Below are 22610 nucleotides of genomic sequence, written 5' to 3'. Positions count from 1 at the left end.
AAAGGCGCAGTCCGGGGTATCGTCTTGTCCGGGTTGCCCCCGCTAGGGCGAAGGCCTGATCAGCCAGACACCGCCCAGACTGTCCGGCGTCATCGCGACCGGTTCGAGAACTGCCGGTATCGGCCAGGCTCGCAGCACCCAGCGGCAGACGCTGTCGGTCGGCGGTGTGTTTATCTCGTCCTGGTTGTAGTATGCAAGGAGTCCGGTCCGGGTCGTGGCCGGGACGGCCCCCGACAGATTCCTCACTTTGCGGATCGAATGCAGCTTCCATGAATTGGCCGGGCCAAGCAACCTGGCAAAATAGAACAGGCGGCGTTCCGACACCACCGCCACCTCGGCGGTGCCGTTCTCAATCAGTTGCTTCACGGTACCGGCTATGGGAGCGTAGGCGACGGCCCGGAGCCCATCGCCTCGGGCCCTGCGTATCGACTTGACGACCTGCCCCGGGGCAAAGGCGCTGAGACCGACCACTGCGGACATCGCCACAACCAGCCAGCGCGGAGCACGACCGCTGAGCAGGAGGAAAGGCGCCGAGGTCGCCAAGAGCACAAGTAACAGAGCGGATGGGAACTGGAATCTCCCCATTTGCAGCACGCGCCCGGACAGGGAAGTCAGCCAGGACGTCATGAGCGGCAGCACCAGCGCGAGACCGATGAGGATTGCGGGACGCCCGGCCGGCCGCAACGGCCGCTCGCTGTCGGTCAGGGCCGGACGAGAGCGGGCGGTCTTCCATGCCGAGATGCCCAACCCGACCAGGCCGAGGAGGAACGGAACATCGCCCGCTACCTTTGTCAGCTCAAGGAGCATGTCGCCCCAGTAGCTGCCGGGCGAAGTGGTGGAAAGGGCGGCGGCAACCGGGTAGTACGCGGTCACGTGCAACGAGTAGAGCCAGTCTCCTGTCATTGCCCGGTCAAAAGCCGCCCAGACGAAAGGTGCGATGAACGGCAGCGACAGCGCCGGATCGAAACGCCGCCTGGACGCCAAAGCGAACAGCAAAGGCAGCGGTGCGAGCGCCCAGGCTTCCGGCCTCTGGAGACAGGCAAGCAGGACTACGAACGCCGCCAGGCGAAGGCGACCTTCGGCAATGGCGGCCAGGGCAAGAAGAACGAGCGCGGCATGAAATGGTTCGGCGTTGCCGACCAGGACGTAGTATATGCCCTCCCCCCTGAGGGCGAACACGGTCACCGCTGTCACCAGGCCGGGCCAGTAGCTCCCGCTGATGGCCCTTCCCAGGCGCAGCGCCGCGGCAACACACAGTCCAACTGCTATGCAAGTCGCGGCGTAGAAGGCCGGCCCGGACCCGAGTATCCCGGCCAGCAGGACGCTCAGGGGTTTGGGCGTTTCTATGGGAAGCTGATAGTGTGCGCCCAGCAGATTCAGCCACATCAACTGATACGGTCCCCTCTGGGCCAGCAACCGATAGTCGAGTCCCGTCGCTGCCGGCAGTAGGAGGTAAAGGACTCCGGCCGCCACACCAGCCGCGACAACGGGCCCGTCACCGGAAGCGGAAACCGCGCCCCGTACCAGGGCGCGCAGCTTCTCAGCCAGGTGTCTCACCCCTAGATACCGGCCCTCATTGTTCCGTAGTCACCGGGCCGGGAGAGGACGGGAAGAGAGCCTGCTCCGGGTCACGGGGCCGGCGCACGAAGACCTCGAACAGCGAATCGGAGTACTCTCGTCTCCAGCCGGAGGCTTCGCTGAGTAGAACGGCAAGCGGGCTACCTCTATCCAGCAGCATCGTGGAGAGGCCAAAGCGATCTACCACTCCGCGCCATTCGGCCTTCGGCTTGACGAGCTGGGAGTGAGCCAGCGTTGCCTCGCGGCTGAAGCCGCCCTTCGCGTCGTAGAAGAGCTGCCGGTCCGGAAACGTCCACAACAGATACCCGCTCCAGTCCTCGCGGACGAAGATCCGCTCCGGGCAGGCGTGCTTTTCGAGGTATTGGACCGCGGCTGACGGATAGATGGAGAAATTGAACGAGAGGTCAGTCAGGGGCATCCCCAACCGCTCTGCCCCGGCCACGAACAGAGGAACCGCGATCACCCAGAACCAACCGCCGACAGCCTCGAACTTCACCTCGAACTTCCGCACCAGCCTCACGCGTCCAAGTCCGGGTGCGAGAACGGGGATCAGGGTGCGGCCGAGTATGAAAACTGCGACTACCCCGAAGAGCGGCATGTTGCGGTTGCTGACGCCGGCAGCCAACGCAGCCCCCGCGGTCAAGACGACCAGCGGCAGCGGCTGCCGGCGCAGCGCCAGCCCGCAGGTGACGAGCGCCACGAAACCACCCCAGAGCACTGCCTCCACACCCGACACGCCCGTCCACTCTGTCAGCCCGCGCAACATCGGCAGGGCGCGCGCCATCTCCAGCGGCATCAGGTACATCCTCCAGCCGTAGGGATTGAGGGCAATGGCAGCGCAGGTGGCGGCCAGGCACGCGGCCATGACCCATCGGTCCCTCGCTCTTTCCCCCAGGGGCAGGAAGAGCAGGATCAGGAGCGGGGCAACCGGGAAACCGGGGTGCAGGTTGGCCCAAAGGGCCGTCAATGGTGGAATCAGCCAGATGAGGAGGCGGAAAGGCCGTGTGCTCCCGCCCGCGCCGCCGGACGCGGCCCAGCCGGAGAGGATGAAGAGCTCCAGAGTGAACAGCGCCACGGTGAACATCGCCGGCCGCCCCGACAGATATGCGGTGGTAGTCGCCAGTGCCAGGCAGAGAGCGACGAAGTTCACCAGCATGTTCACGCTGTTCCGTTCCAGCAGTTTGTAGAGGAAGTAGAAGATGAAGCCGGCCACGACCGCATTCAGGATGGCGATGCCGGCTCCCCCGAGCAGCCGGTACGCGCCATACAGGAGCGCCTGGGCCAGCCAGGAGTAGTCGTAGCCGAAGCCCGTCGTCCCCGAATAGTAGAAACTACTGATGTCGGGAATCGCGCGGCGGGTGAGAATCCACCGGCCTAGTGCCAGATGCCAGAGGGTGTCGGAGTTGCCGGGACGTGCCAGCGCGGCGGCGAATGCGGCGAGGGCTACGCCGACCGCGGGGCTGGGCACGAACGCACGAACCAGGAAGCTGCGCGGACCAGGTCTGGAGATCAGGGTATCGGCAGATGGACGACCAGATAGATGCGGTGGAGATAGCTCTTCAGCACGCTGGCCAATACCCTGGAGGCAGCCACGGCCGCCAGCGCGAGGGCGACGCCGGCTACCACGTACTCCAAGGTAGTGACACCGGTCTCGTCGCCAAGCAGTCTCCCGGCCAGAACAGTGATAACCCCACCTCTGCTCTTCGCGTGTCCATGCCCGGCTGTCGTCATACGCTCCCCCTGGCCATAGCGGACCATGTCAACTCAGCGTCGCCTCTTGTAGAGCATCTGCGAAGCCCAATTGTACTGCGGCGAGTTCACGTCGAGGTAGTCGGCCCGCATCTTCTCCAGCAAGGCGACGGCCTCGTCGCGCTTGCCCTGCTTGAGCAAGACGAACGCGTCCGCCGAGTCGGCGCTGAAGTGCCGGGCCAGCTCTCGCTCGGCCGAAACAACGAGGCGCTGCACGCCGACCTTCTCAGCTTCTCCCATGCCGGCCAGGGCCTTCTTCCAGTAGTCGATTGCCAGGCCGAAGTTGCCGGGAAGGCGTTTGTCATAGTAGTACCTCCCCTGCGTCAGGTTCTGGACGACGCTTTCCGGCAGCGATCGGAGTTCAAGCCTCGCCCAGAGAACAGGCACAGGCAGCAGCGCTTCCGGGTCCGCCGGCTTCGGCGCGCGCCGCACCAACCCCGCCCTGGCGGCAAGCTCCGGCAGGAAGTCCCGCCTCAGGCTCGGCGTGAACACGATCACGCCGGCTATCAGGACAAAGGCAAGGAACGCAATGCCGGCCAGCCTGATGACCTTGCCGGGACGTTTCCTCCGAAGAGGCTGCGGATCCTCGATGGTCGCCAGCTCACCATAGTCCGGTTCGATGCCGTTGAGATCTGAATCCTGTATCACAGCGCACCTGCCGCGCCCGAAGCCAGGAACTGGAAATAGACGGGCCCGAGAATCATGATGAAGGTAGCGGGGAAAACGAAGACGAAAAGGGGCAGCAATATCCGGATGGGGAGTTCGTGCGCAGCCTTCTCGGCCCGGTCGAACCGGCGGGACAGGATGTCGCCTGATACGGCCCGCAACACCGGTCCCATGCTCGCGCCGGTCTCGGTTGCCTGTACCACGGTGTTGGTGAAGGTCGTGAAGTCCGGAAGATCCACTTTCTTGGCCATTTCCCTCAATGCCTCGACGCGGGTCTTGCCCACGTTCACACTCCGCAGGAAAGTCTGGAAGCGCCAGATAAGCGGGCCGGACTCCAGCACCTCGGTCAGCCGCAGCACCGCCGAGTCAAAACCCATTCCGGCTTCCACGGAGAGCGCCAGCAGGTCCAGAAAACCGGGCAGGGATCGCAACAGGGCGTGTTGCTGCTTCTGCACCGCGGAAGACAACCGCAGGTCGGGCAGAACCAGTCCCAGGAACATGATGAAGACCACGACCAGAACGCTCTGCGATACGCCGGCGTAGAAAGCGAAAGCGAGTACCATGGCGACCACCAAAGCGCCGACCTTCAACGCCAGAAACTCGTCGACGCTCAACTCGAAGCGCAGACCGGCTCGCTCCAGCTGACTCGCGTACCTCTCCTTGAGCCCGAGCAGCGGCACTCGCTGGCTGTAGCCGCCGAGTTGCCGCAGCAGAGGCCGGGCAGACCGCAGTACGTCCGACGGGCCGGTCAGCTCCGCCACCGGCGCGGCTGCCTTCGGCTTCTTCCGTTGCGCGAACGAGCGGATGACGAGAAAGGCGGCGACCACGAAGATTGCGAACGCTACGACTATCATGTGCCTCCTAGACGTCGATAGCCACGATCCGTCGGATTACCAGCCACCCCAGGCCCTCGAGTATGATAATCACCACCAGCATCAACTGCCCGGTACTGGTAGTGAACATCGGACGTATCATGCCCGGGTCGAGCATTGACACGACCAGCGCCAGAAACCAGGGGATGAAGATCATGATGATGCCCTGCAGGCGTCCCTGAGAAGACAACGTCACTATCTTCGACCGCACCCGGTTTCGAGTGCGGATTGTCTCGCCCATCTTGACCAGCAGGTCGGACAGCACTCCGCCGGTCTCCTGCGAGATGCTGATGGCGTTCACGGTGATATCGAGGTCATCCGAGCGAATGCGGTTCTTCATATCCAGAAGTGCCTGGATGATCGGCTTGCCGACCCGGTTCTCCTGCAGGGCGTGGGCGAATTCCTGCCGTATCGGCGCTCCCATTTCCCTGGTGACCTGCTCCATCGCCTGCATCAGGCTCATGCCGGCTTTCATGGCGCCGGCCAGCATGGGGATGGCGTCAAGCAACTGGGCGTCGAACTTCTTGCGCCGTTGCTGCTCCATGGCATTCAGGTAGAAACGCGGTGCCATGAACCCGCCCACGGCCCCCGCCCCGACCAGCACGATCGCGAAATCCGACACCAGGCCCAGCAGGAGCGCGCCGCCGCCCGCGGCCATGAGCGAGAAGAGCCACAACCGCTGCGGTGAAACGCCCAGGTAGAGCGACTCGACCTTCTCCTCGGTCTGGACGATGAATCGGCGGCGGTAGACGTCCAGGGCCTGCAGCGCGAGCTGGCCGATAAGGGCCACGGCTATGAACACGGCGGCGTATGACGCGAACCTAAGCAGAAGGAGCAGCGAACACCTCCATGGGGAACTTGACGCCGCGGGCGCGCAGCCGCTCCACCATCCTCGGGACCGTGCCGGTCGGCCGGAAGCGGCCGATGACGCGACCGGCGGCATCGAATCCCTGCTGTTTGAAAGTGAATATCTCCTGGGTCAGGAAGACGTTGTTCTCGCCGAGGCCGGCGATCTCCGTGATGTCGGTTACCTTGCGCGAGCCGTCAGGCATGCGCGACACCTGGACCACGAGATGGATTGCCGCCGCGACCTGTTCCCGGATGGCGCGCGACGGGAGATCCACGCCGGCCATGAGCACCAGCGTCTCCAGCCGGGAGAGCGCATCCCGAGAAGAGTTGGCGTGAATGGTGGTGAGCGACCCGTCGTGCCCGGTGTTCATCGCCTGCAACATGTCCAGGGCTTCGCCGCCGCGGCACTCGCCGACCACGATCCGGTCCGGCCGCATGCGGAGCGTGTTCCTGACCAGTTCGCGTATGTTCACGGCGCCGGTGCCCTCGGTGTTCGGGTTGCGCGCCTCCAGCGAGATGACGTGCTGCTTGTTGATCTTCAACTCCGCCGCGTCCTCGACGGTGATGATCCGCTGATTGTCCGGGATGAAGTTGGAGAGGACGTTGAGCAGGGTGGTCTTACCGGTGCCGGTTCCGCCCGAGATCATGATGTTCGCGCGGTAGCGGACTGCCATCTCCAGGAACCGGGCGATCTGTCGGTTGAGCGAGCCCAGCCGGAGCAGGTCCTCAGTGGTCAGGCGGTTCTTGAAGAACTTGCGGATCGTGATCTTCGCGCCGTCAATGGCGAGGGGCGGGATGATGGCGTGCACGCGCGAACCGTCCGACAACCTCGCATCGACGTAGGGGACACTCTCGTCCACGTGCCGGCCCAGGGGCTGGATGATCCTCTGAATGACGGCTCGAACCTGCCCCTCGTTCAGGAACCGGGCCTTGGTAAGCTCCAGCCGGCCATCGCGCTCGATGTAGATCCGGTCGGGCCGGTTGACCATGATTTCGGTAATCGTATCGTCGGCGATGAACTGCTCGAGGGCGCCCAGACCAAGGAAGTCGTGCAGCAGCTCGGTCAGGAGCGCCTCCGGTGACCAGCCGGAGGGAATAACCGTGGTGGGCTCCGAGAGTATCGCCACCACTATCTCGCGGACCTTGGCCCGGAACTCCTCGTCGCTGACACCTTCGAAACTTGCCTTGTGCTTGTTCACGCGCTTCAGCAGCTCGTCCTGGACTCGCTGCTTGAGGTCGTCCACGTTGTCGCCGGGCGCTCCCGTGGGCGACCATCCACCGGACGTGCCCGGCTCCGACTCCTGCAGGTCTTCACGTTTGGTTTGCCGCACCCCGGACGGCGTCAGCAGGTCCAGCATCGTCCCGGGCGACCCGGCGCTCAGACGGTCGCCATCCCGGACTTCCGCCGAACGAGCCGCGGTGCGTTCCGGGCCTGCCGGTGACGCGCGGCGGCCCCGGCCGGGGCCGGTACCCAGCAGACGGTCGGTCCGGTCGAGTAGTTCGGCCAGGTCCTTTGAGGCCTCCGAGTCGGCAATCACGTCCGACTTGTCGTCCGCAATCCGACTGCCGACATCGGACGGCACCTGCTTCTTGTCCGGCGCTTCCGGGTCAGCCACTGTCCGTTACTCCCTACTTCGTCAGGTCCCGGGGCGTGACCAGCTTGAAGAAATCCTGCTGGATGCCGTCAAGCGACACGCGCGGGGTCACCAGGACGATCAACTCACGCTGGCGGGTGGAGGCGGAGGCGGAGAACAAAGGGAAGAGGCAGCCGCCGCGGGTCTGGCGGGCCGTGACCGCGTTGAACAGCCCGGCGATTGCCAGGGTCCGGTCCTTCTCGACCGCGATGCTCACATCCAGGCTGCGGGCGGTCAGCGGGTTCTGGCTACCGCCTGTCACCGTCCCGACCGGTTCGCTCGACTCAAGGCGCAACTGCAGCAGGATGTCCTGGTCCCGTTCTTCCGGCGTCACCGTCAGCTTGATGCCGTACGGCTTGTATTCGACGGACACCCCCCCGTTGGCGTTGACGACGGGATAGGGTATCATTCCGCCGGAGGTGATCTCCGCCTGCTTCAGGTTCTGCGTGACGACTCTCGGGCTGGCCACGATTCTGGCCCGGCCATCCTCGATCTGCGCTTTCAGCGCGCTGAGAATCGCACTGGACAGATTGAGTTGAACCTGGAAATCGTCCTGGTTGATTGTTCCACCGGTTATGTCGCCCAGGGGGATCGACCCGGTCAGGCCGGCCCCGCCGGCAGGCGAGCCGATGTTGAGCAGGTCCACGCCCGAGCCGGACGACGCGTCCACCTCGACGAGAGTCACGGCAATGTCGATCAGTGGTTCCTTGGCGGCGATGGTGACCATATTCACCACCCCGGGGAACATCTCCATTATCCGGTTGAAGCGCATCAGGTCCCGGCTGGTTTCGACGCGGCCGCCGACGATCACCTTTCCGCCGCCGGTGGAGTAGGTGAGCGGCACGTCCGGCAGCAGCGCTCTCAGCCGGGAAATCGTCTGCTCCGGCGGGATTTCGACGACCGTGACCGAATACTGCGTGATGTCACTGCCGCTCTTGATGGTCACCGACCCCCAGCCCGGGGCGTCGCCGATGACCTTGACGCTTCCAGCGTCCAGCCGCTTGATGCGGAGCGGGCCGGTGAAGGTGATGTCGCTGCCGGAGGGGACGCCGACGATTCTCTGCTCGCCCACCCCGACGGTCAATTCTTCGTAGCCGGCGCGGGCCGTGCCGCCGACGGCCAGGAGCAGGATTGCCAGCGAAATCAGATATCGCATGCCGTGTCCCTTTCGAGTATCAGTCACGTTGGATCTTCCCATCCGCCGCCTCCTTGCGCAGTCTCGCCGCTCTTGCCGTTCCCAGTTCTTTGGCCCGGGGCAGGACTTCGTTCATGCTGACCGGCGTCATCTTCAGGTCCGTATTCGGCTCCAGCTTGCTGCGAATGGACATGGTCAGCTCGAAAGGCTGAGCGGCAAGGAGCAGCAACTGCTCCTCCGGCGTGACGCTGAGCACCAGCACTGAGCCGATCTTGTCGATGACCGTCACCGCGGGCAGCACCTCAAATGCCGTCCGGCGGCTCCCTTCGGAAGAATAGGTGCCCAGGATGTCGATCACGTCCCCGGCCCTGGTTCCGGAACTGAGCACTCCGCCCAGGGTCAGCGCAAACGCCCTCTCCCTGAGCTCCGGCCTCAGGTACTTGTCGTAGCCGCCCTGGGCCGAAAGCGGAATGGCGTTCCAATAGAGAGGCTGACCGGGGTCCATTTCCACGCCGACGACCCTGCCGGTAACGGCAACGATGTCCTTGCCTTCGACGAACTTGCCGCCGATCACTTCCTTGGGCAGGTCCTTGGCTACCAGCGAGCCGTTGCGGATGGTGTCCCCGCCGGTAATCTGCTTGGTGGCGACCGCGACCGAAACCCACTGCACTTTCTTGGTTCGGGAGCGGAAGTACATGTTCATGAGGGCGATGCCGACTACGCCCAGCAGCACGGCGATAATCAGCGTCCGCAGGGAACCCGAGGGAATCAGACTGGCTTTCTGCTCATCCGCCATATCAGTTCATTTCCTTTCGCTTGGGGTAGGACCGCCCGAGGTCGTTGCCACCAGGCCGATGCGCGTCGTCACCGAGTCCTGTCTCCTCAACTGCACAACGACCGACCGGTCATCTTTGCGCTTGGTGAAAGTCTCCACGAATCCGGGGCCGCCGGCGGCCAGGTGCTGCCAGCCAAGTCGAGTCAAGGCCCGGATGTAGAAGGAACGCACCGCTTCCACGCTGTCGGGTGTCAGGTAGAACCCGATGAAAGTAGCGGTGCCGCGGCCCACCTGCATCCGACAGCTCGACTGTGGGTAGAGAGGTATGTCCGCGGCCGGGGGCTCGGCATCTGCTTCTCCGGGAAGCATCTCTTTCCGGAAACGTCCGGATGATGGCACCTCAAACAACGTGGTCTTCTCCTGGCCGCGGGACCGCAGCGCCAGTGTGAGCGCGTAGTCGGAGTCCGACTTCTGCCTTAGCAGGACCCCGCCGGCGGAACCGGAGAAGGTCTGCTGGCTTGACTTATCTCCCGGCGATGCCGTCCTGGCCGAGTCAATACTCCCCGCCGCAGAACGGTTGGAAAACGTCACCCGTCCGCCGCCCCAGTCCGGCTGCGTCCCGCCGGCCAGCGCGGACTGAAGTTCGGGAGCCGTCGCCCGCCGTCCGAGGCCGGTCCAGGAGGCCAGCCCCGGGGTCAGCTTGATACCGACCACCAGCCCGAGCACGACCACCAGCACCGTCAGGACCACACGCAGCACTACCTTCACGGCTGCTACCGGCCTCCCATACGGCTGTAGATGCTCTCCACAACCGGGATCGCGGGCGGGATTGTCTGTTTTGAACCGATTGACTGCGGACTCACCCGGTAGCGCCCAACGTAGTAGGCTATGCCCATGAAGGTCGTCCGGGCATCTGTCACCGTCGTCTTCCATGGGTTCGTCGCCGCGCCCGAGCTGGTGAAGTATCCCACGGACGACGGCGAAAAGCTGAACGTGGACGGGCCCGCAGTCGGCAGCCGCCCCCGCTGCGTGCCCTTCACGCGGCCCCGGTAGCTCTCGTTCGGCAGCACGAACATGGTGTTCAGCCAGCCTGCCGGCAGGCCGGCGGCCAGCGTGTCCCAGCTCGAACTGGAAAGCGTCTGTGTAGCAGTGTCGGCCGCTCTCCCGAACTTAGCGAGCGAAGCGCTGCCGGCATTGAATGCCAGCAGCCGCGAGCCCATCTGCGAATTCTGCAGGTGCGTTCCCCACTGTCCCAGCAGGACGCAGCCCAGCAGTACTCCGGCAAGGAGCACGAAGACGAGTATCCCTTCGACCACCGCCAATCCCCTGTCGTCGGAACACAGGCGATGGAAGATGGAAGCGGGACGATTGACCTTCACGGCCCTATGGCAGCAACGCATACTTGCGCAGCTCCTCAAGGTTGTCGAAGCAGTACCCAGTCCGCCCGCAATACGCCGTATCGCCGGTGATCTCCACGACCGCCAGCGAATCAAACGGAGTTAGCTTGACGTCCCAGGATGGTTCAAAGAAAAGCTCGTTCTGGGTGGGACTGCTGAGGGTCTGGTAGGGCACTGACCGGGCAACCGCGAACATCGGGCTTGACGCCGCCACCGCGTTACGCGGGAAGAAAGTACCGCCCAGCGGCGCGCCCAGGCCGTAGGGAGCACTTGAGGCTCCCTGCCGCCAGACATAGCATACGGTGCGAAACTCCCGGCCGGGATTGACCCGGCGGGGCCGGACCTTCGGTCCCTTGTAGGGGACGGTGGATTCGACGCCGGTGTAGAACCCGGTGGATTTCCAGTAGTGGCTGCGGATTTCGTCTTCGTGTTCCTCGAGCCAGATCGACTCCTCGGGGCTCACGTAGTCACTCAGGCTGGACGTATCCGTGCTCTTGGCCAGGTGTACATGCGTCCAGACGGTGTCGAACTTGTAGCGGTTGTTGCCGGGATGAGGGTTGTTGATCAAGGTCCATTGGTCGGTGTTCTTGTAGGGAGGATTGCCGACCCCGTTGGGCCAGATGAAGACGTGGTGATTCCCTTCACCCTCGGAACAGTACAAGACCCACTTCGGCCAGCTGTCTCCGCGATTGTAGTCGGGGTATCCCTTGTCACTCGGGTCCATGTACTGGATCCCGGTGTCGACCTTCCCGCTGTAGTTGTTCTGGAACTCAAAAATGACGGGTTTCTTGTAGCAGTGGTAGATACTGTCGACGCGGTCAAACCAGAGGCTCGTATCGGAATAGTAGGCCCAGACGTCCCAGGTGGACGGGCTGACTATCACCTGCCCGTAGGCGGGCGTGATGTTGGGATCCAGGGTCGGAAGAGTATCCAGAGCAAGCGCTAGCTGGCTCAGACCGGCGTAGATCACGCTGTCGCCGGCCGTGGTCGGTAACAGCAGCGGTATCGTGTCGTTGGTCCGGACAATCGCCCAGCCTCCCGCCGCCTGAGTCGGCGGATACGCCACGCCCACGTTGCTGCAGGCCTGCTGGGTGCCGAGCGTGGCTGCCACGCTGTGGAAGCTGGTAGCGATGTCGCCCTGCAGCGAGTAGAGCCACTGCGCGGCGGTATCCAGCTTCCGGATCGCACTCGGGTACTCGGTGGTGTGCACCGTCACCGGGTTCGAGCTGCCGAACAATGCCAGCGTGATCTGCCCGCCCAAAGCATGGACCGAAGAGTCGAGCGTGTCGGAATAGAGCGCCTGTGCCAGGGCCGAGCCTACGGTCAGCACCGTTGTCCACTCGTATACGCTCTTGATGCCGATGTTCATGTTCGAGCTCAGGTTGGTGGCGCGGGCCAGCCAGACCGAACCGGTGAAGGCGCCGGCATCGGCCGCGGTCTGCGCGCGCATCTTCTTGGTGGTAATCTGGGTTCCGTTCGGTATCACGAACAGGAATGCCAGAATCGCCACTACCAGCACGGCGCCGAACAGCAGCACCTGCCCGCTGGTGTCAGAGAGCAATCGCCGGCCGAGAGCGACCGGCGATCGTTGGCTGAAAGACGGCTTCATGTTGTTTCCCCCTGTACCCTCATGCCGCTAGGATGACCAGTAGTCGGTCACGGCGCGGCCGTGAATCACAATGTTCCAGCGCCACGTATTGACGAACGTGGCGAAAGGCTTGATGATGGCCGGGAGCGAGTTGTAGTAGGTGGTGATTGCCGACTGGCCCCAGACGATGCCGAACGGCCAGAAGCTGCAGCGATAGACGTAGGTGACGTTCGCGGTGACGTTCTTCCGCGTCCCGTAGTTTGCCACGGCAAAAGAAGGCGCACCGGTCCTCAGGTAGGCGTTGGCGAGACGAGCCAGCCACTTGTCGTTGTCGCCCTGGAAACCGGGGATGCTGCAGATGGCCGCGACCGTCTGGGTCGGGTTCGTCAGGCCGTAGTCGAGCAGGATCTCGTTGGCATTGACGTTGGTCGCGGAGGAAAGCGGACTCATCGCCATCGCCGCGGCGAAGTGCGTTTTCCCGGTAGCGCTGACGCCGTTGACCGCTGCCGTGCGGGCCGCGCAGAACGCGGCGTAGTTTGCCAACTGCTTGGCATTGTACAGCAGCGACAACTCCATGACGACCAGCATGAAGAACAGGAGCACCGGAAAGGCGACCACGGTTTCGAGCAGTGCCTGCCCGCTCGTGTCCCGGTGCAGGCGTCGCAGCCGCGCGCCGCCCATTTGTCGAGGAGCACCTGGGCAGCCATCGCAAAGCTCTCGCCCGTGATGTTCTGCTGACGCGTCAGTTTGTAGAGCTGCCGACCGAAGTTGAGGTAGGGCACGTACAGCGAGGTCGAAACCCCGGCCGCGTTGATGACCTCTTTGACCTTGCCCTCCATCACGCAGACGTCGGCAATCGCGGCTTCGTAGCGCTTGGCCATGTCTTCACGGATGTCGTCCAGCGTCTCTTTCACCCGCTGGGTCTTGTACTTTGCCTTCCACCGCTCCGCTCGCTTCACCGGGTCACTCATTGTTCTCCTCCATTCGCAGGGCCTCACCCCCGCGGGTTGACTTCCCTAAAGACTGCTCGGGTCATATCCATATTGCGTGGTCTTCACCGTTACCGGCCGGGCTTTGTTCACCGAGGACCACGGAATGCAGTACTCAGAGCCCATCAGCACGCTTCACAGAGACGTGACCCTAGCTCAACACAGTACTGCACAGAGAATCGACGGTCAAGCGCGGCGGTGTGACTGCCTAACCATCATAGAATCAATATACTATCCTATTCGCCCCAGCGCCTGCATCAGCACTGACATCAGGAATCCCCCAGTGACTCCCCCAGTCACACCGGGAGTGACTCCCCGCCTGATTTCCCAGATGAGTAGACAGGTAATCTCTCGACTGAATCGAGCAGCGACCTGGCAAGTGAAGTAAGGACTGAATCTCCGGCTGACTTGCCGACTGAATCGAGGATTGAATGCTTTAGTTACTACTCGATTGACTGGACTAGTGAAATACCGAATGAGTAGCTGAGTGAGATGCCAATTGAGTGGTTAACTGAGTTGCCGACTCAAGTGCTGAGTGAAATGCCGAGTGAAGTGCCGATTGAGATGCGGAATCCTGGGTCGAGTCCTAAGCGGGGCCGCGAGTCAGGGCGTGGGTTGAAGTGCGGGCAGACGGGTGTTGCGGGTCGCAAGCAAGGCTCGGGGTCAAGCCCTGAGCTAGGTCGTAGCTAAGGCGGCCAGCGAAGAGGGAGGTGAGAGTCTGCCCGAGAGCGTGACTACTGCTGAATGGCGAGCCGCAAACCCGGCTGCAACTGACGCAGTGGGTCGCTGGGCGATGCGGGGCGAGTTCAGGGCCGAGAAGACGGACGCGGGCACTGCTGCCTGCGATTGGGCGTGCCTCGTGAAAGACGAGGGGCAGATTTTCGCTTGCCCCTCAAGGTTCTTCCCCTTCGCGCGCTACTCGGTCAGGACCCCCTTCCGGCTGATTCTCTTCTCGCCATTTCCGGCGCCGGAACTTGACCCGACCCGGCCTGGACATCCGGCAATCTTGACCTTTGACCTTTGCCTTTTGACCTTTGACCTGCGCGGCATCTCTTCGATTGGTCCTTTGCACTGCAACCTGCAGACTGGAAACTGGAAGCTCGCGTCGCTCCGACGCGTCCTCCGCTGGGTCGTCCGGTAACTCTTCACCACCGCCACGGCGCCGACGCGCTGCTTGACTTGAACTAGCCTTCCGCTATGACCTCCACATGCTAGACCGAGTCATCATCCATCACAATGACGATTGTGGGGCAGTCTGTTGACGCAGGCCAAGCTGACTGCCGAGGTGTCGGGTCGCATAGACCTGGACGGCACGCACCGCGGCCTGCTGGAATGCGTGACCGACGTGCACGTAGACGCGCGCAGAGCTTTCGAATCCGCTCGCGCAAGTGGCGGCCTCTGCTACGCCACCATCCGGGCTCACGGCCGCGCCTGCGGCTGCATCATTGACGACGTAAGAACGGGCACGCGGACCCGCCTGCAGATTGACAGATACAAGCTACGCTGTCTCGCTGTCGAGACTACGGACCGCGTGTCGGTTGAGTTCTCGTCCCCGAGCAAGGCCCGCAGAGTACAACTGAACGTACCGGTAGACTTCAGCGACAAGGAACGCGAAGGGATAATGGGCAAGCCTATCACCGATGGCGAGGAGACTGCCTTCTTCACTTTCACAGGGGAGCCGAGACCGGTCGTGGTGGTACGCACCGATCCAAAGGGGGTCTGCGCCATTACCGCTGACACGCAGGTCACTACGAAGCCAGAGGCGGTCGTGCAGACTCCCCTGGGCTATCACGACATCGGCGGCCTGGGCCGTGAAATCGCGAGAGTTCGCGAGATCGTGGAGTATCCACTGCGGTTTCCACAAGTCCTCCAGCGCATGGGGATTACGCCGCCGCGCGGCATCATCCTCCATGGTCCGCCCGGAACCGGAAAGACGCTGATTGCCAAGGCTCTTGCCAGCCAGATCAAGGCCAACTTCTACTGCGTGAGCGGGCCGGAGTTGTTCACGTCGATGTACGGCAAGACGGAAGAGAACGTTCGCGGTATCTTCGACGAAGCCGAGAACCACGCACCAGCCATCGTAGTCGTCGACGAACTCGACTCCCTGGTCCCAAAGCGCGAGTCTGCGCACGGTGACCTTGAGCAGCGGGTTGTTGCGACTTTCCTTGCTCAAATGGACGGTCTGAAGCAGAAGAAGGGGCCTGTCGTGGTTATCGGCACTACGAACCGCATCGACGCGATCGACCCCGCGCTCAGACGGGGAGGGCGGTTCGAACACGAGATCCAGATTGGAGTTCCGGACCCCTCGGGGCGCCGGGAGATTCTGCTCATACACACGCGTGGCATGCCCCTGTCACCTGAGGTCGACTTGGCGTCGGTGGCAGAGCGTGCCGTCGGCTACGTTGGGGCTGACCTGGCCTCTCTGTGCCGTGAGGCGGCGTATGACGCACTCCGGCGCGTGATGCCCGTGGCCGGTATGGAGGAACTCAAGGAAGTCCCGGCCGACACGCAGGTGACACAGGCTGACTTCAACCAGGCGCTGGCCACAGTCTCGCCATCCGCAATGCGCGAGTTCATGATTGAAATCCCGCACGTGAGTTGGGACGAAGTCGGCGGGCTCGACAACGTGAAACGACTCCTGGTCGAGAACATCACCTACGCGATGACCAAGCGTGAGGCTTTCGAGGCCGCCGATGTGAAGCCCGCCAAGGGCATCCTTCTGTACGGCCCACCGGGGACAGGAAAGACCCTGCTCGCCAAGGCCGCGGCAGCCGAGTGCGGTGCCAACTTCATTTTCGTCAAAGGCCCGGAAATCCGCTCCAAGTGGTACGGAGAATCTGAACACCGTGTCCGGTTCATCTTCTCCAAAGCCCGGCAGAACGCCCCCTGCGTGGTCTTCTTCGATGAGATTGACGCGGTGGCCGCCGCAAGGTCGGAGGGACTCGGCAGCTACGGCGAACGCGCGGACGCCACGGTGGTCAACCAGATTCTGTCCGAGATAGACGGCGCCGAGTCTGCGGACGGCGTGTTCGTCATCGGGGCCACCAACCGACCGGACATCCTCGACCCCGCGCTGCTTCGGCCCGGCAGATTCGACTACCAAGTTGAAGTCCCACTGCCGGACGCCGGAGCGCGCAAGGCCGTCTTGAACGTACACCTGAAGCGCAAACCGCTGGCGGACGACGTGCGTGTCGACCGGCTTGTGGCCATCACGGAAGGCTTCTCCGGGGCCGAGTTGGCCGAGGTATGCCGCGAGGCCGCATTCTCCGCCCTGCGTGACAACAAGTTCGCGCCGCGCGGGATTGTGGTGAAAATGGCTCACCTCACTGCGGCTATTGCCAGAGTTCAGGAAGGAACCAAGAAGCTGAAGCCAAAGCGCATCGGCTTCGGGGCAGAGAAGAAGGAGAACTCATGACCGCCGTGCGCACGTTCGTACTGCTGTTGGTAGCCGTAGCGATCGCTCTCTCAGCGCAGGCTCCGACCGAGAGACTGACCGATGTTGTGCTAGTGATTGACAACTCCGGCTCCGTACCGGCGTCAACCGCGGCGGCAGTGGCGGAGTTTGCTGACTCCCTTGATGCGCAATGCCGACTTGCAGTCGTGGCCTTCGGGTCAGAGGCCAGACTGATAGTACCGTGGACCGTCATGGCCGACTCTAGCCGTGATGGCGTCAGCGCAGCGATACTGAAGGGTCTCAAATCCAAAGGTCTCAAGTTCGCAGACGGCTATACTGACGTGAATCCTGGGCTGATGATGTCCGACTCGCTGCTCGCCGCTGCTCGCCCGATGGCCAACAGAGTCATCGTTCTGCTCACCGACGGCTGGCTTGATGTCCCGGGGGGAGCTAGGGCAACAGACTCGGCAGCGGCCGTCCTCCTTGAACAGACGGCCCCGCGTCTGCGCCGGACAGCATCCCGGGTGCTAGTAACCGGGCTCGCCGGCGCAGAGGGCGCTAACACGTCACTGCTTGCAGACTTGGCGCGAGCCGCAGGCGGTCACATGTCCAGTGCCCCTGATCTAGCCACACTCCGCGATAGACTTCGGATGCTCGCTCGCACTCTAGTGACCACATCCAACCAACCGTCTCGCTCGTCCCGGGGTATCCCCCTCTGGATTCCCATCGTTGGGGGGTTGCTTCTGGCATGCTTGGTCACAGCTTTCGTTGTGCGGTTCGTTGCTGGACCACGAGAGGGGCGCGCTGAAACTCGATCCGCTGCTGACGTCGCCCGAGAAGGGCAGACCGCCGGCGAGCTGGCTGACACGGCGTCGGCTGTTGCGGAAACGATGGACGCTGCGCGTGAGAAGATGCGAGACCTAGGGGCGAGCATCTGGCGCTTCGGAGTGGAAGGCGGCGAGGTCACAAGGGAGGCCCGCTCGCGCTACCACGCAGTTGCGAACGGCCTGTTCACGCTCTTAGACAACCTCGAACTGACCGAGACGCGCGGTGGCATGAACAGCGAGCTTGCGAGGGAACTGCGCGTCGCACGACGGACGATCGAAGACGTAGGAATCGAGGAAATCCGCGTGGAGATGGGTCGGCCGTTCGTCCATCTGCAACACAACATCTTGGAGAAGCGCCCAGATTCATCACCGACGGGCACGGTGCTGTCTGTAGCCCGCAAAGGCTACTGCATCAGAGGTGGCTCGCCTGAAGAACTTGAAGTGCTACGCCCAGCGGACGTAATTGTCAGTGCAGGCCAGGAGAAGGTGGCTCCCGCCGCTTGAAGGAGAACATGTGGAAGAACGCACAATAGGCATCGACCTCGGGACTTTCAACTCGGCTGCGGCATTCGCCCGCGATAGCACACCAGCTATGATAGAAAGTCGTTACGGGAAGACTCTCTACGGCAAGCAGTTCCCGTCGTTCGTCTCTTTTGGCGCTGACGGCAACGTCAAGTACGTTGGCCAGAAGGCGAAGGAAGATTGGGCCATCAATCCCAAACACGTCATCTGGGGCGTCAAACGGCTCGTCGGCCTGTCATACGCCGCCGCATGCAAGAGCGGTGACGTGAGGCGATTCCAGTACGACATCATCGAAGGGCCTGATCGAGGCATACTCATCAACGTGGCTGGCCGTACGCTTACGCCAACCGAGGTTCTGACGTTCATACTCCGCGAGGTGAAGGAGGACGCCGAGAACCGGGCGCTCAACCTGTTCACCGGCGGAGGTCTGATCAGCCGGGCTGTCATCAGCGTACCTGCGTACTTCAAGGACACTCGGGTTCAACCCATACAGAGAGCGGCGGCCGACGCCGGGTTCACCGATTTCGGCACGATTGCTGAGCCGACTGCAGCGGCGGTCAAGTACGGACTTCAGCTTCAGAAGGAATCCGTTATTCTTGCCTACGACATGGGTGCGGGTACCCTGGACGTGACGGTCCTGCACATTACCGAGGTCGGCGGCAAGCTCGCGCCCGGAGAGGCGGCGACGTCAGGTAACGAGAAGCTCGGCGGGCTCGACATGGACGACGTTCTGTATAGCCACTTGGTTGATGAGCACGGCCTCAACGACGTTGATGCCGACCCGAAGATGAAAGCCATGCTGCGTAGCGAGGTCGAGCGAGCGAAAATCAGACTCTCCAAGAGACAATCCACGGTCGTGGAGTCACCCGATGGTCAGTCGCTAGAGCTGACCCGTGCAGACCTGGAGCGGCTTCTCTCTGAGTCTGCCAGCGGGGATGACCAGTCGTTTCTTGCGAAGAGCCGCACACCGATAGGCGTTGCTCTGCGTCAGGCCAATGTCGCCGCGAAGGAGCTGGACCATGTGCTATTTGTCGGCGGGCCTGTGCACATGCCGTGTATCAGAAAGGCTGTGCGAGAAGAGCTTGCCACACTCGGTGTCCGAGCAGAGGTGCTAACCCAGATTGACCAGATTGAACAGCGTGGCTTCCCTGTGAACCCAATGGAGTGTGTAGCTCAGGGAGCAGCCCTGAAGGCTGGTCGTGTGATCGAGCCAGTCGTCAAGCGGTCGCCCTACGGGTATGGGACCACGTTCTTCGTCAAGGGCCATGCCCCGCGTTTCGACACTGCGATCCCCCCGAACTCAACATACCCCATTGATGGCACCGTTTCAGTCGTATACGGCGACCCGACACTCCTGCAAGTGAAATTCCGTCTTGTCTCCAAGGTGCCGGACGCAGCGAAGTCGACGGTAGGAAGCGATGTCTGGTCATACCAACTCCTCGGTCATGTCCCCGTTGGCCTTAGGCCGAACAGCGAATTGCCCTTGGTGGACGTGAAGGTGTCGCTGGACGAGAACCGCAAACTGTCGCTTGCGCTGCAGCATCGCCAGTCCGGGAAGACGGTGACCTACGTTGGATTGGACAAGCTCGATGGTAGCGAAATCGTGGCGCAAGAGGAACACGAAGATCCGCTGACCAAGGAGGATGTTGCGGGATGGCTGGAAGCTGCAAAGGGGCGGAGCGGGAGTTGGACTGAGTCCCACCGGGAGCGTCTTCTCCGAACGGCACGCCGAGCGCTGGACATGGTGTCGTCGCGGGACGATCGAGTGAAGAGCAAGGCCGCGGAACTGGAGGCACTTGCCGAAAGAGCGCAGCCTGGGGGTGCCGGGGGGTCTCCGAATGACGACTGCCCTGACCTCATGCACCGCACGGGAGAGCTGCTTTCTGTCCTACTGGACACAGGGGACATCGAGCCGAAACGATTCCGTGAGCTTCTTGACGAGCTCAGCGCTATCCCTAGCAAGGTGGACGAGAAAAAGTAGGCTCCCGTGTCAGCCGCTGTTGCTCTGTTGCTCGCCGACGAACGCTACGAGGAGGCTTTGGGACTGCCCTTGCGGCCAACGCGAGCCGACATTAGGCGGGCGCACATGCGCCTACTGGTCGAGAACAAGTCACATCCGGAGACCATCACTGCACTCAACCGCGCCGAGACTGTTCTTGCGCACGAGGGTGTCGCAGAAGTCGCGGCGCGGCTTGCCAAGATCGGTCAGAGCTTGTCCCGGGACGGACAGAAAGAACACTCGCTTCTGTATCTCCGCGCCGCCGTAGAGCTGCGAGCCACAGCCATAGACTTTCATTGGCTGGGGAGTACGCTCGTTCAGTTGGGAAAACCAGAAGAGGCGATTCCGTTTTTGGAGAAGGCTGTCGCGATGCGTGACAACCCGCAAGATCAAGAGTGGCTCGATGACGCGCGAGCCGAGATCGAGACCAGAAGCTGCTGGTTCTGCGGGCAGCACCCGCCTGACGCTGCTGCGACCGTCCCAGTGTCAATGCATAAGGTAACGAGCAAGACGCCCATCTATAGGGGAACGCAATACGGGACGCACTACCAATGGAGGAAGTCCACCGTCGCAGTACCACGGTGTCCCGCCTGCCAGAAGGAGCACGTTCATGGCTATGACTCCGTCAACAAGGCGGGATACATCGGCTTGGCCATCGGCATCGTGTTTGGTGTTGCAGCGTTCTTCGTCAATGCATGGCTAGGAGTCATCGCCATCCAAGCAGGTCCTGTTGTTGGCCTGCTGGTCGCCCGCACAATTGCCAAAGACAACATGCCGCCAATCACCAGCAAGTCGATATCGGAAAAGAGCCACTTTCCGGCAGTGAAACGGCTCCTCGCGGACGGATGGCAGTTCGGCGACAAACCGCCTGGGCTCTAGCCAAACATCATTTAGTTCAGTAATTCCGGGGACGGCAAGAGTCTTTCTCCGCCCAACGCGACATCGTACAACGTCAGCTCGTCCATCGTCCAACGTTCAGCGTTCACTGCGGAAGGATTCCAGGAATCGAGGATTCAAGGATTCCAGTGCCTCGATAGGCATTCTAGACGACGGTCCTGCCGTCGCCTCGACGTTGATGGAGGGGTTTCTTCTGAGAGGCCCGCGGCTTCCGGCTTCCGTTTCGCTTCTGTCGTTTGACTGGGCTGAGCGAGCCGGTAGAATCACGCGGCAATGAAGACCGAAACGACCACGACTGAGGACATCGCGCTGGTGCGCGAGCGGGTGGCCAGGGCGAAAAACATCATGGTCATCTCCGGCGCGGGCATTTCGGCCGAGTCCGGCGTCCCGACGTTCCGCGACGACCGGGGACTATGGAGGGAGTTCAACCCGCTCGACTACGCGACCCGCGAGGCTTTCAAGCGCGACCCGGTGAAGGTCTGGAAGTGGTATGATGAGCGCCGGGGCAACATGGCGCAGGCGAGGCCGAACCCGGGACACCTGGCACTGGCTGCGCTGGAGAAGCCGGGCAGGCGGGTGTTCGTCGTGACCCAGAACGTTGATGACCTGCACGAGCAGGCCGGTTCGAAGGAAGTGGTGCGCATCCACGGCTCGCTCTGGCACACGCGGTGCGAGCGCGACGGCACCGTTCTCGAGAACCGCGAAACACCGCTTTCGGAAATCCCGCCATTGTGTATGTGCGGCAATGTCTTGCGGCCGGACATTGTCTGGTTCGGCGAGAACCTGCCGCGGCAGCCGGTCGAGCAAATCCACCACTATTTCCTTGAGGGCCGGATTGACCTTTGCTTCGTCATCGGCACGGAGGCGTCGTTCGGGTATATCCTGCAGTGGGCGCTGCTCGCGCACGAGGCCGCGGCCATGCTCGTTGACGTGAATCCGCGCGATACCGGGTTGGGTTCGATTGTGGACGTACATTTCAAGGAGAAGGCAGGAGAGTTGCTGCCGAGGCTGATTAGCTGATTCGGCGAAGTCAAAATGCAGATTGCAGAATGCAGAGTGCAGAATGTCGGGCGGAATCCCGCTTCCTCAATCTGCAATTTGATACCTGAAGTCTGCAATCTGAAATGAGGTCTAACAGTGGGTGATCTGCATTTCCTGAAGCTCTGCTGGACCCGGCGGTCGGTGCGCCGGTTTGCCGACCGGCCGGTGGAACGCGAGAAACTTGAACTCTGCCTTGAGGCGGCGCGGCGCGCGCCCTCAGCGGACAACATGCAGCCTTGGCGGTTCATCGTCTTCGACGACCCGGAGAAGAAGGCGAAGCTGGCTGACGCCGTGTTTGTGGGCGCATATGCGGCGTCGAAGAAGTTCGCCGCCGCCCCGGTCCTCGTCGCCCTGCTCATGAAGGAGAACCTGCTGGTCAACAGGGTGGCCGGCGCGGTTCAGGGCACGCAGTATCAGTTGGTGGACGTCGGCATCGGCGGCGAGCACTTCGTGCTGGCCGCGGCCGAGCAGGGACTGGGCACGTGCTGGATAGGCTGGTATGACGGCCGGGCGCTGCTCAAGCACATGGGTCTGCGCGGCAAGGGGTACAAGCCGGTGGCGCTCATCGCGCTCGGCTATCCGGCCCCGGACGTCTCCCCCAATGAGCGCCCCCGCAAACCGCTCCCCGACATCGCGTCGTGGAACGAACCGCCCGGCCGGTAGTCCTTCCCTCGTCGCTCGGCTGGCTTGACATACCG

Annotated in this window: 19 protein-coding genes; 6 read left to right on the top strand and 13 right to left on the bottom strand. The window is 62.6% G+C overall.

Features of this window, described 5'->3' with window-relative positions:
* Positions 1-42: 42 nt before the first annotated feature.
* The 13 genes from FJY68_00835 to FJY68_00775 all read right to left on the bottom strand — a co-directional run bounded on the left by FJY68_00835 (position 43) and on the right by FJY68_00775 (position 12924).
* Complete coding sequence (locus FJY68_00835) at positions 43-1557, bottom strand: hypothetical protein (protein MBM3330376.1); 1515 nt, start codon at positions 1555-1557, stop codon at positions 43-45.
* Positions 1558-1573: 16 nt separating this feature from the next.
* Complete coding sequence (locus tag FJY68_00830; GenBank protein MBM3330375.1) at positions 1574-3046, bottom strand: hypothetical protein; 1473 nt, start codon at positions 3044-3046, stop codon at positions 1574-1576.
* A gap of 41 nt (positions 3047-3087) precedes the next feature.
* The gene (locus tag FJY68_00825) at positions 3088-3309 is read right to left on the bottom strand and encodes a hypothetical protein (protein MBM3330374.1); all 222 of its coding nucleotides are present in this window, start codon (positions 3307-3309) and stop codon (positions 3088-3090) included.
* Between the two features lie 33 nt (positions 3310-3342).
* On the bottom strand, positions 3343-3975 hold the full coding sequence (locus FJY68_00820; protein ID MBM3330373.1) for a hypothetical protein: 633 nt from the start codon (positions 3973-3975) through the stop codon (positions 3343-3345).
* The gene (locus FJY68_00815; GenBank protein ID MBM3330372.1) at positions 3972-4847 is read right to left on the bottom strand and encodes a type II secretion system F family protein; all 876 of its coding nucleotides are present in this window, start codon (positions 4845-4847) and stop codon (positions 3972-3974) included. The genes FJY68_00820 and FJY68_00815 overlap by 4 nt, the downstream gene beginning before the upstream one ends.
* Before the next feature lie 7 nt (positions 4848-4854).
* The gene (locus tag FJY68_00810; GenBank protein MBM3330371.1) at positions 4855-5808 is read right to left on the bottom strand and encodes a hypothetical protein; all 954 of its coding nucleotides are present in this window, start codon (positions 5806-5808) and stop codon (positions 4855-4857) included.
* A complete protein-coding gene (locus tag FJY68_00805; GenBank protein MBM3330370.1) occupies positions 5687-7072 on the bottom strand; it encodes a CpaF family protein in 1386 nt (461 codons plus the stop codon). Before FJY68_00805 ends, FJY68_00810 begins: the two co-directional genes overlap by 122 nt.
* A 271-nt stretch (positions 7073-7343) precedes the next feature.
* Positions 7344-8546 (bottom strand): hypothetical protein, encoded by a 1203-nt coding sequence (locus tag FJY68_00800; GenBank protein MBM3330369.1) that lies wholly within the window; start codon positions 8544-8546, stop codon positions 7344-7346.
* Positions 8524-9279, bottom strand: a complete 756-nt coding sequence (locus FJY68_00795; protein MBM3330368.1) for a hypothetical protein — start codon at positions 9277-9279, stop codon at positions 8524-8526. The genes FJY68_00800 and FJY68_00795 overlap by 23 nt, the downstream gene beginning before the upstream one ends.
* A gap of 6 nt (positions 9280-9285) precedes the next feature.
* Positions 9286-10026: a hypothetical protein gene (locus FJY68_00790; protein ID MBM3330367.1), complete on the bottom strand. Its 741-nt coding sequence runs from the start codon at positions 10024-10026 to the stop codon at positions 9286-9288.
* A 5-nt stretch (positions 10027-10031) separates the two neighbouring features.
* Positions 10032-10637: a hypothetical protein gene (locus FJY68_00785; GenBank protein ID MBM3330366.1), complete on the bottom strand. Its 606-nt coding sequence runs from the start codon at positions 10635-10637 to the stop codon at positions 10032-10034.
* A gap of 4 nt (positions 10638-10641) precedes the next feature.
* Positions 10642-12264, bottom strand: a complete 1623-nt coding sequence (locus FJY68_00780) for a hypothetical protein (GenBank protein ID MBM3330365.1) — start codon at positions 12262-12264, stop codon at positions 10642-10644.
* A 27-nt stretch (positions 12265-12291) separates the two neighbouring features.
* Complete coding sequence (locus FJY68_00775) at positions 12292-12924, bottom strand: pilus assembly protein (GenBank protein MBM3330364.1); 633 nt, start codon at positions 12922-12924, stop codon at positions 12292-12294.
* Between the two features lie 1593 nt (positions 12925-14517).
* Between FJY68_00775 and FJY68_00770 the strand changes: the two genes are divergently transcribed.
* From FJY68_00770 to FJY68_00745, 6 genes are all read left to right on the top strand, one after another.
* Complete coding sequence (locus FJY68_00770) at positions 14518-16647, top strand: AAA family ATPase (GenBank protein ID MBM3330363.1); 2130 nt, start codon at positions 14518-14520, stop codon at positions 16645-16647.
* A complete protein-coding gene (gene grpE, locus FJY68_00765) occupies positions 16644-17957 on the top strand; it encodes a nucleotide exchange factor GrpE (protein MBM3330362.1) in 1314 nt (437 codons plus the stop codon). Before FJY68_00770 ends, grpE begins: the two co-directional genes overlap by 4 nt.
* Positions 17917-19956, top strand: a complete 2040-nt coding sequence (locus FJY68_00760; GenBank protein MBM3330361.1) for a hypothetical protein — start codon at positions 17917-17919, stop codon at positions 19954-19956. The genes grpE and FJY68_00760 overlap by 41 nt, the downstream gene beginning before the upstream one ends.
* A 6-nt stretch (positions 19957-19962) precedes the next feature.
* Positions 19963-20853: a tetratricopeptide repeat protein gene (locus FJY68_00755; protein MBM3330360.1), complete on the top strand. Its 891-nt coding sequence runs from the start codon at positions 19963-19965 to the stop codon at positions 20851-20853.
* Between the two features lie 291 nt (positions 20854-21144).
* The gene (locus FJY68_00750; GenBank protein ID MBM3330359.1) at positions 21145-21891 is read left to right on the top strand and encodes an NAD-dependent deacylase; all 747 of its coding nucleotides are present in this window, start codon (positions 21145-21147) and stop codon (positions 21889-21891) included.
* Between the two features lie 117 nt (positions 21892-22008).
* Positions 22009-22575: a hypothetical protein gene (locus FJY68_00745; GenBank protein ID MBM3330358.1), complete on the top strand. Its 567-nt coding sequence runs from the start codon at positions 22009-22011 to the stop codon at positions 22573-22575.
* Positions 22576-22610 lie beyond the last annotated feature (35 nt).

It is taken from the genome of candidate division WOR-3 bacterium (genome assembly GCA_016867815.1).
GTDB lineage: Bacteria > Hydrothermota > Tepidihabitantia > Tepidihabitantales > Tepidihabitantaceae > UBA2258.
The sequence above is the reverse complement of the archived record's forward strand: the minus strand, read 5'-3'. Positions and strand labels throughout refer to the sequence as shown.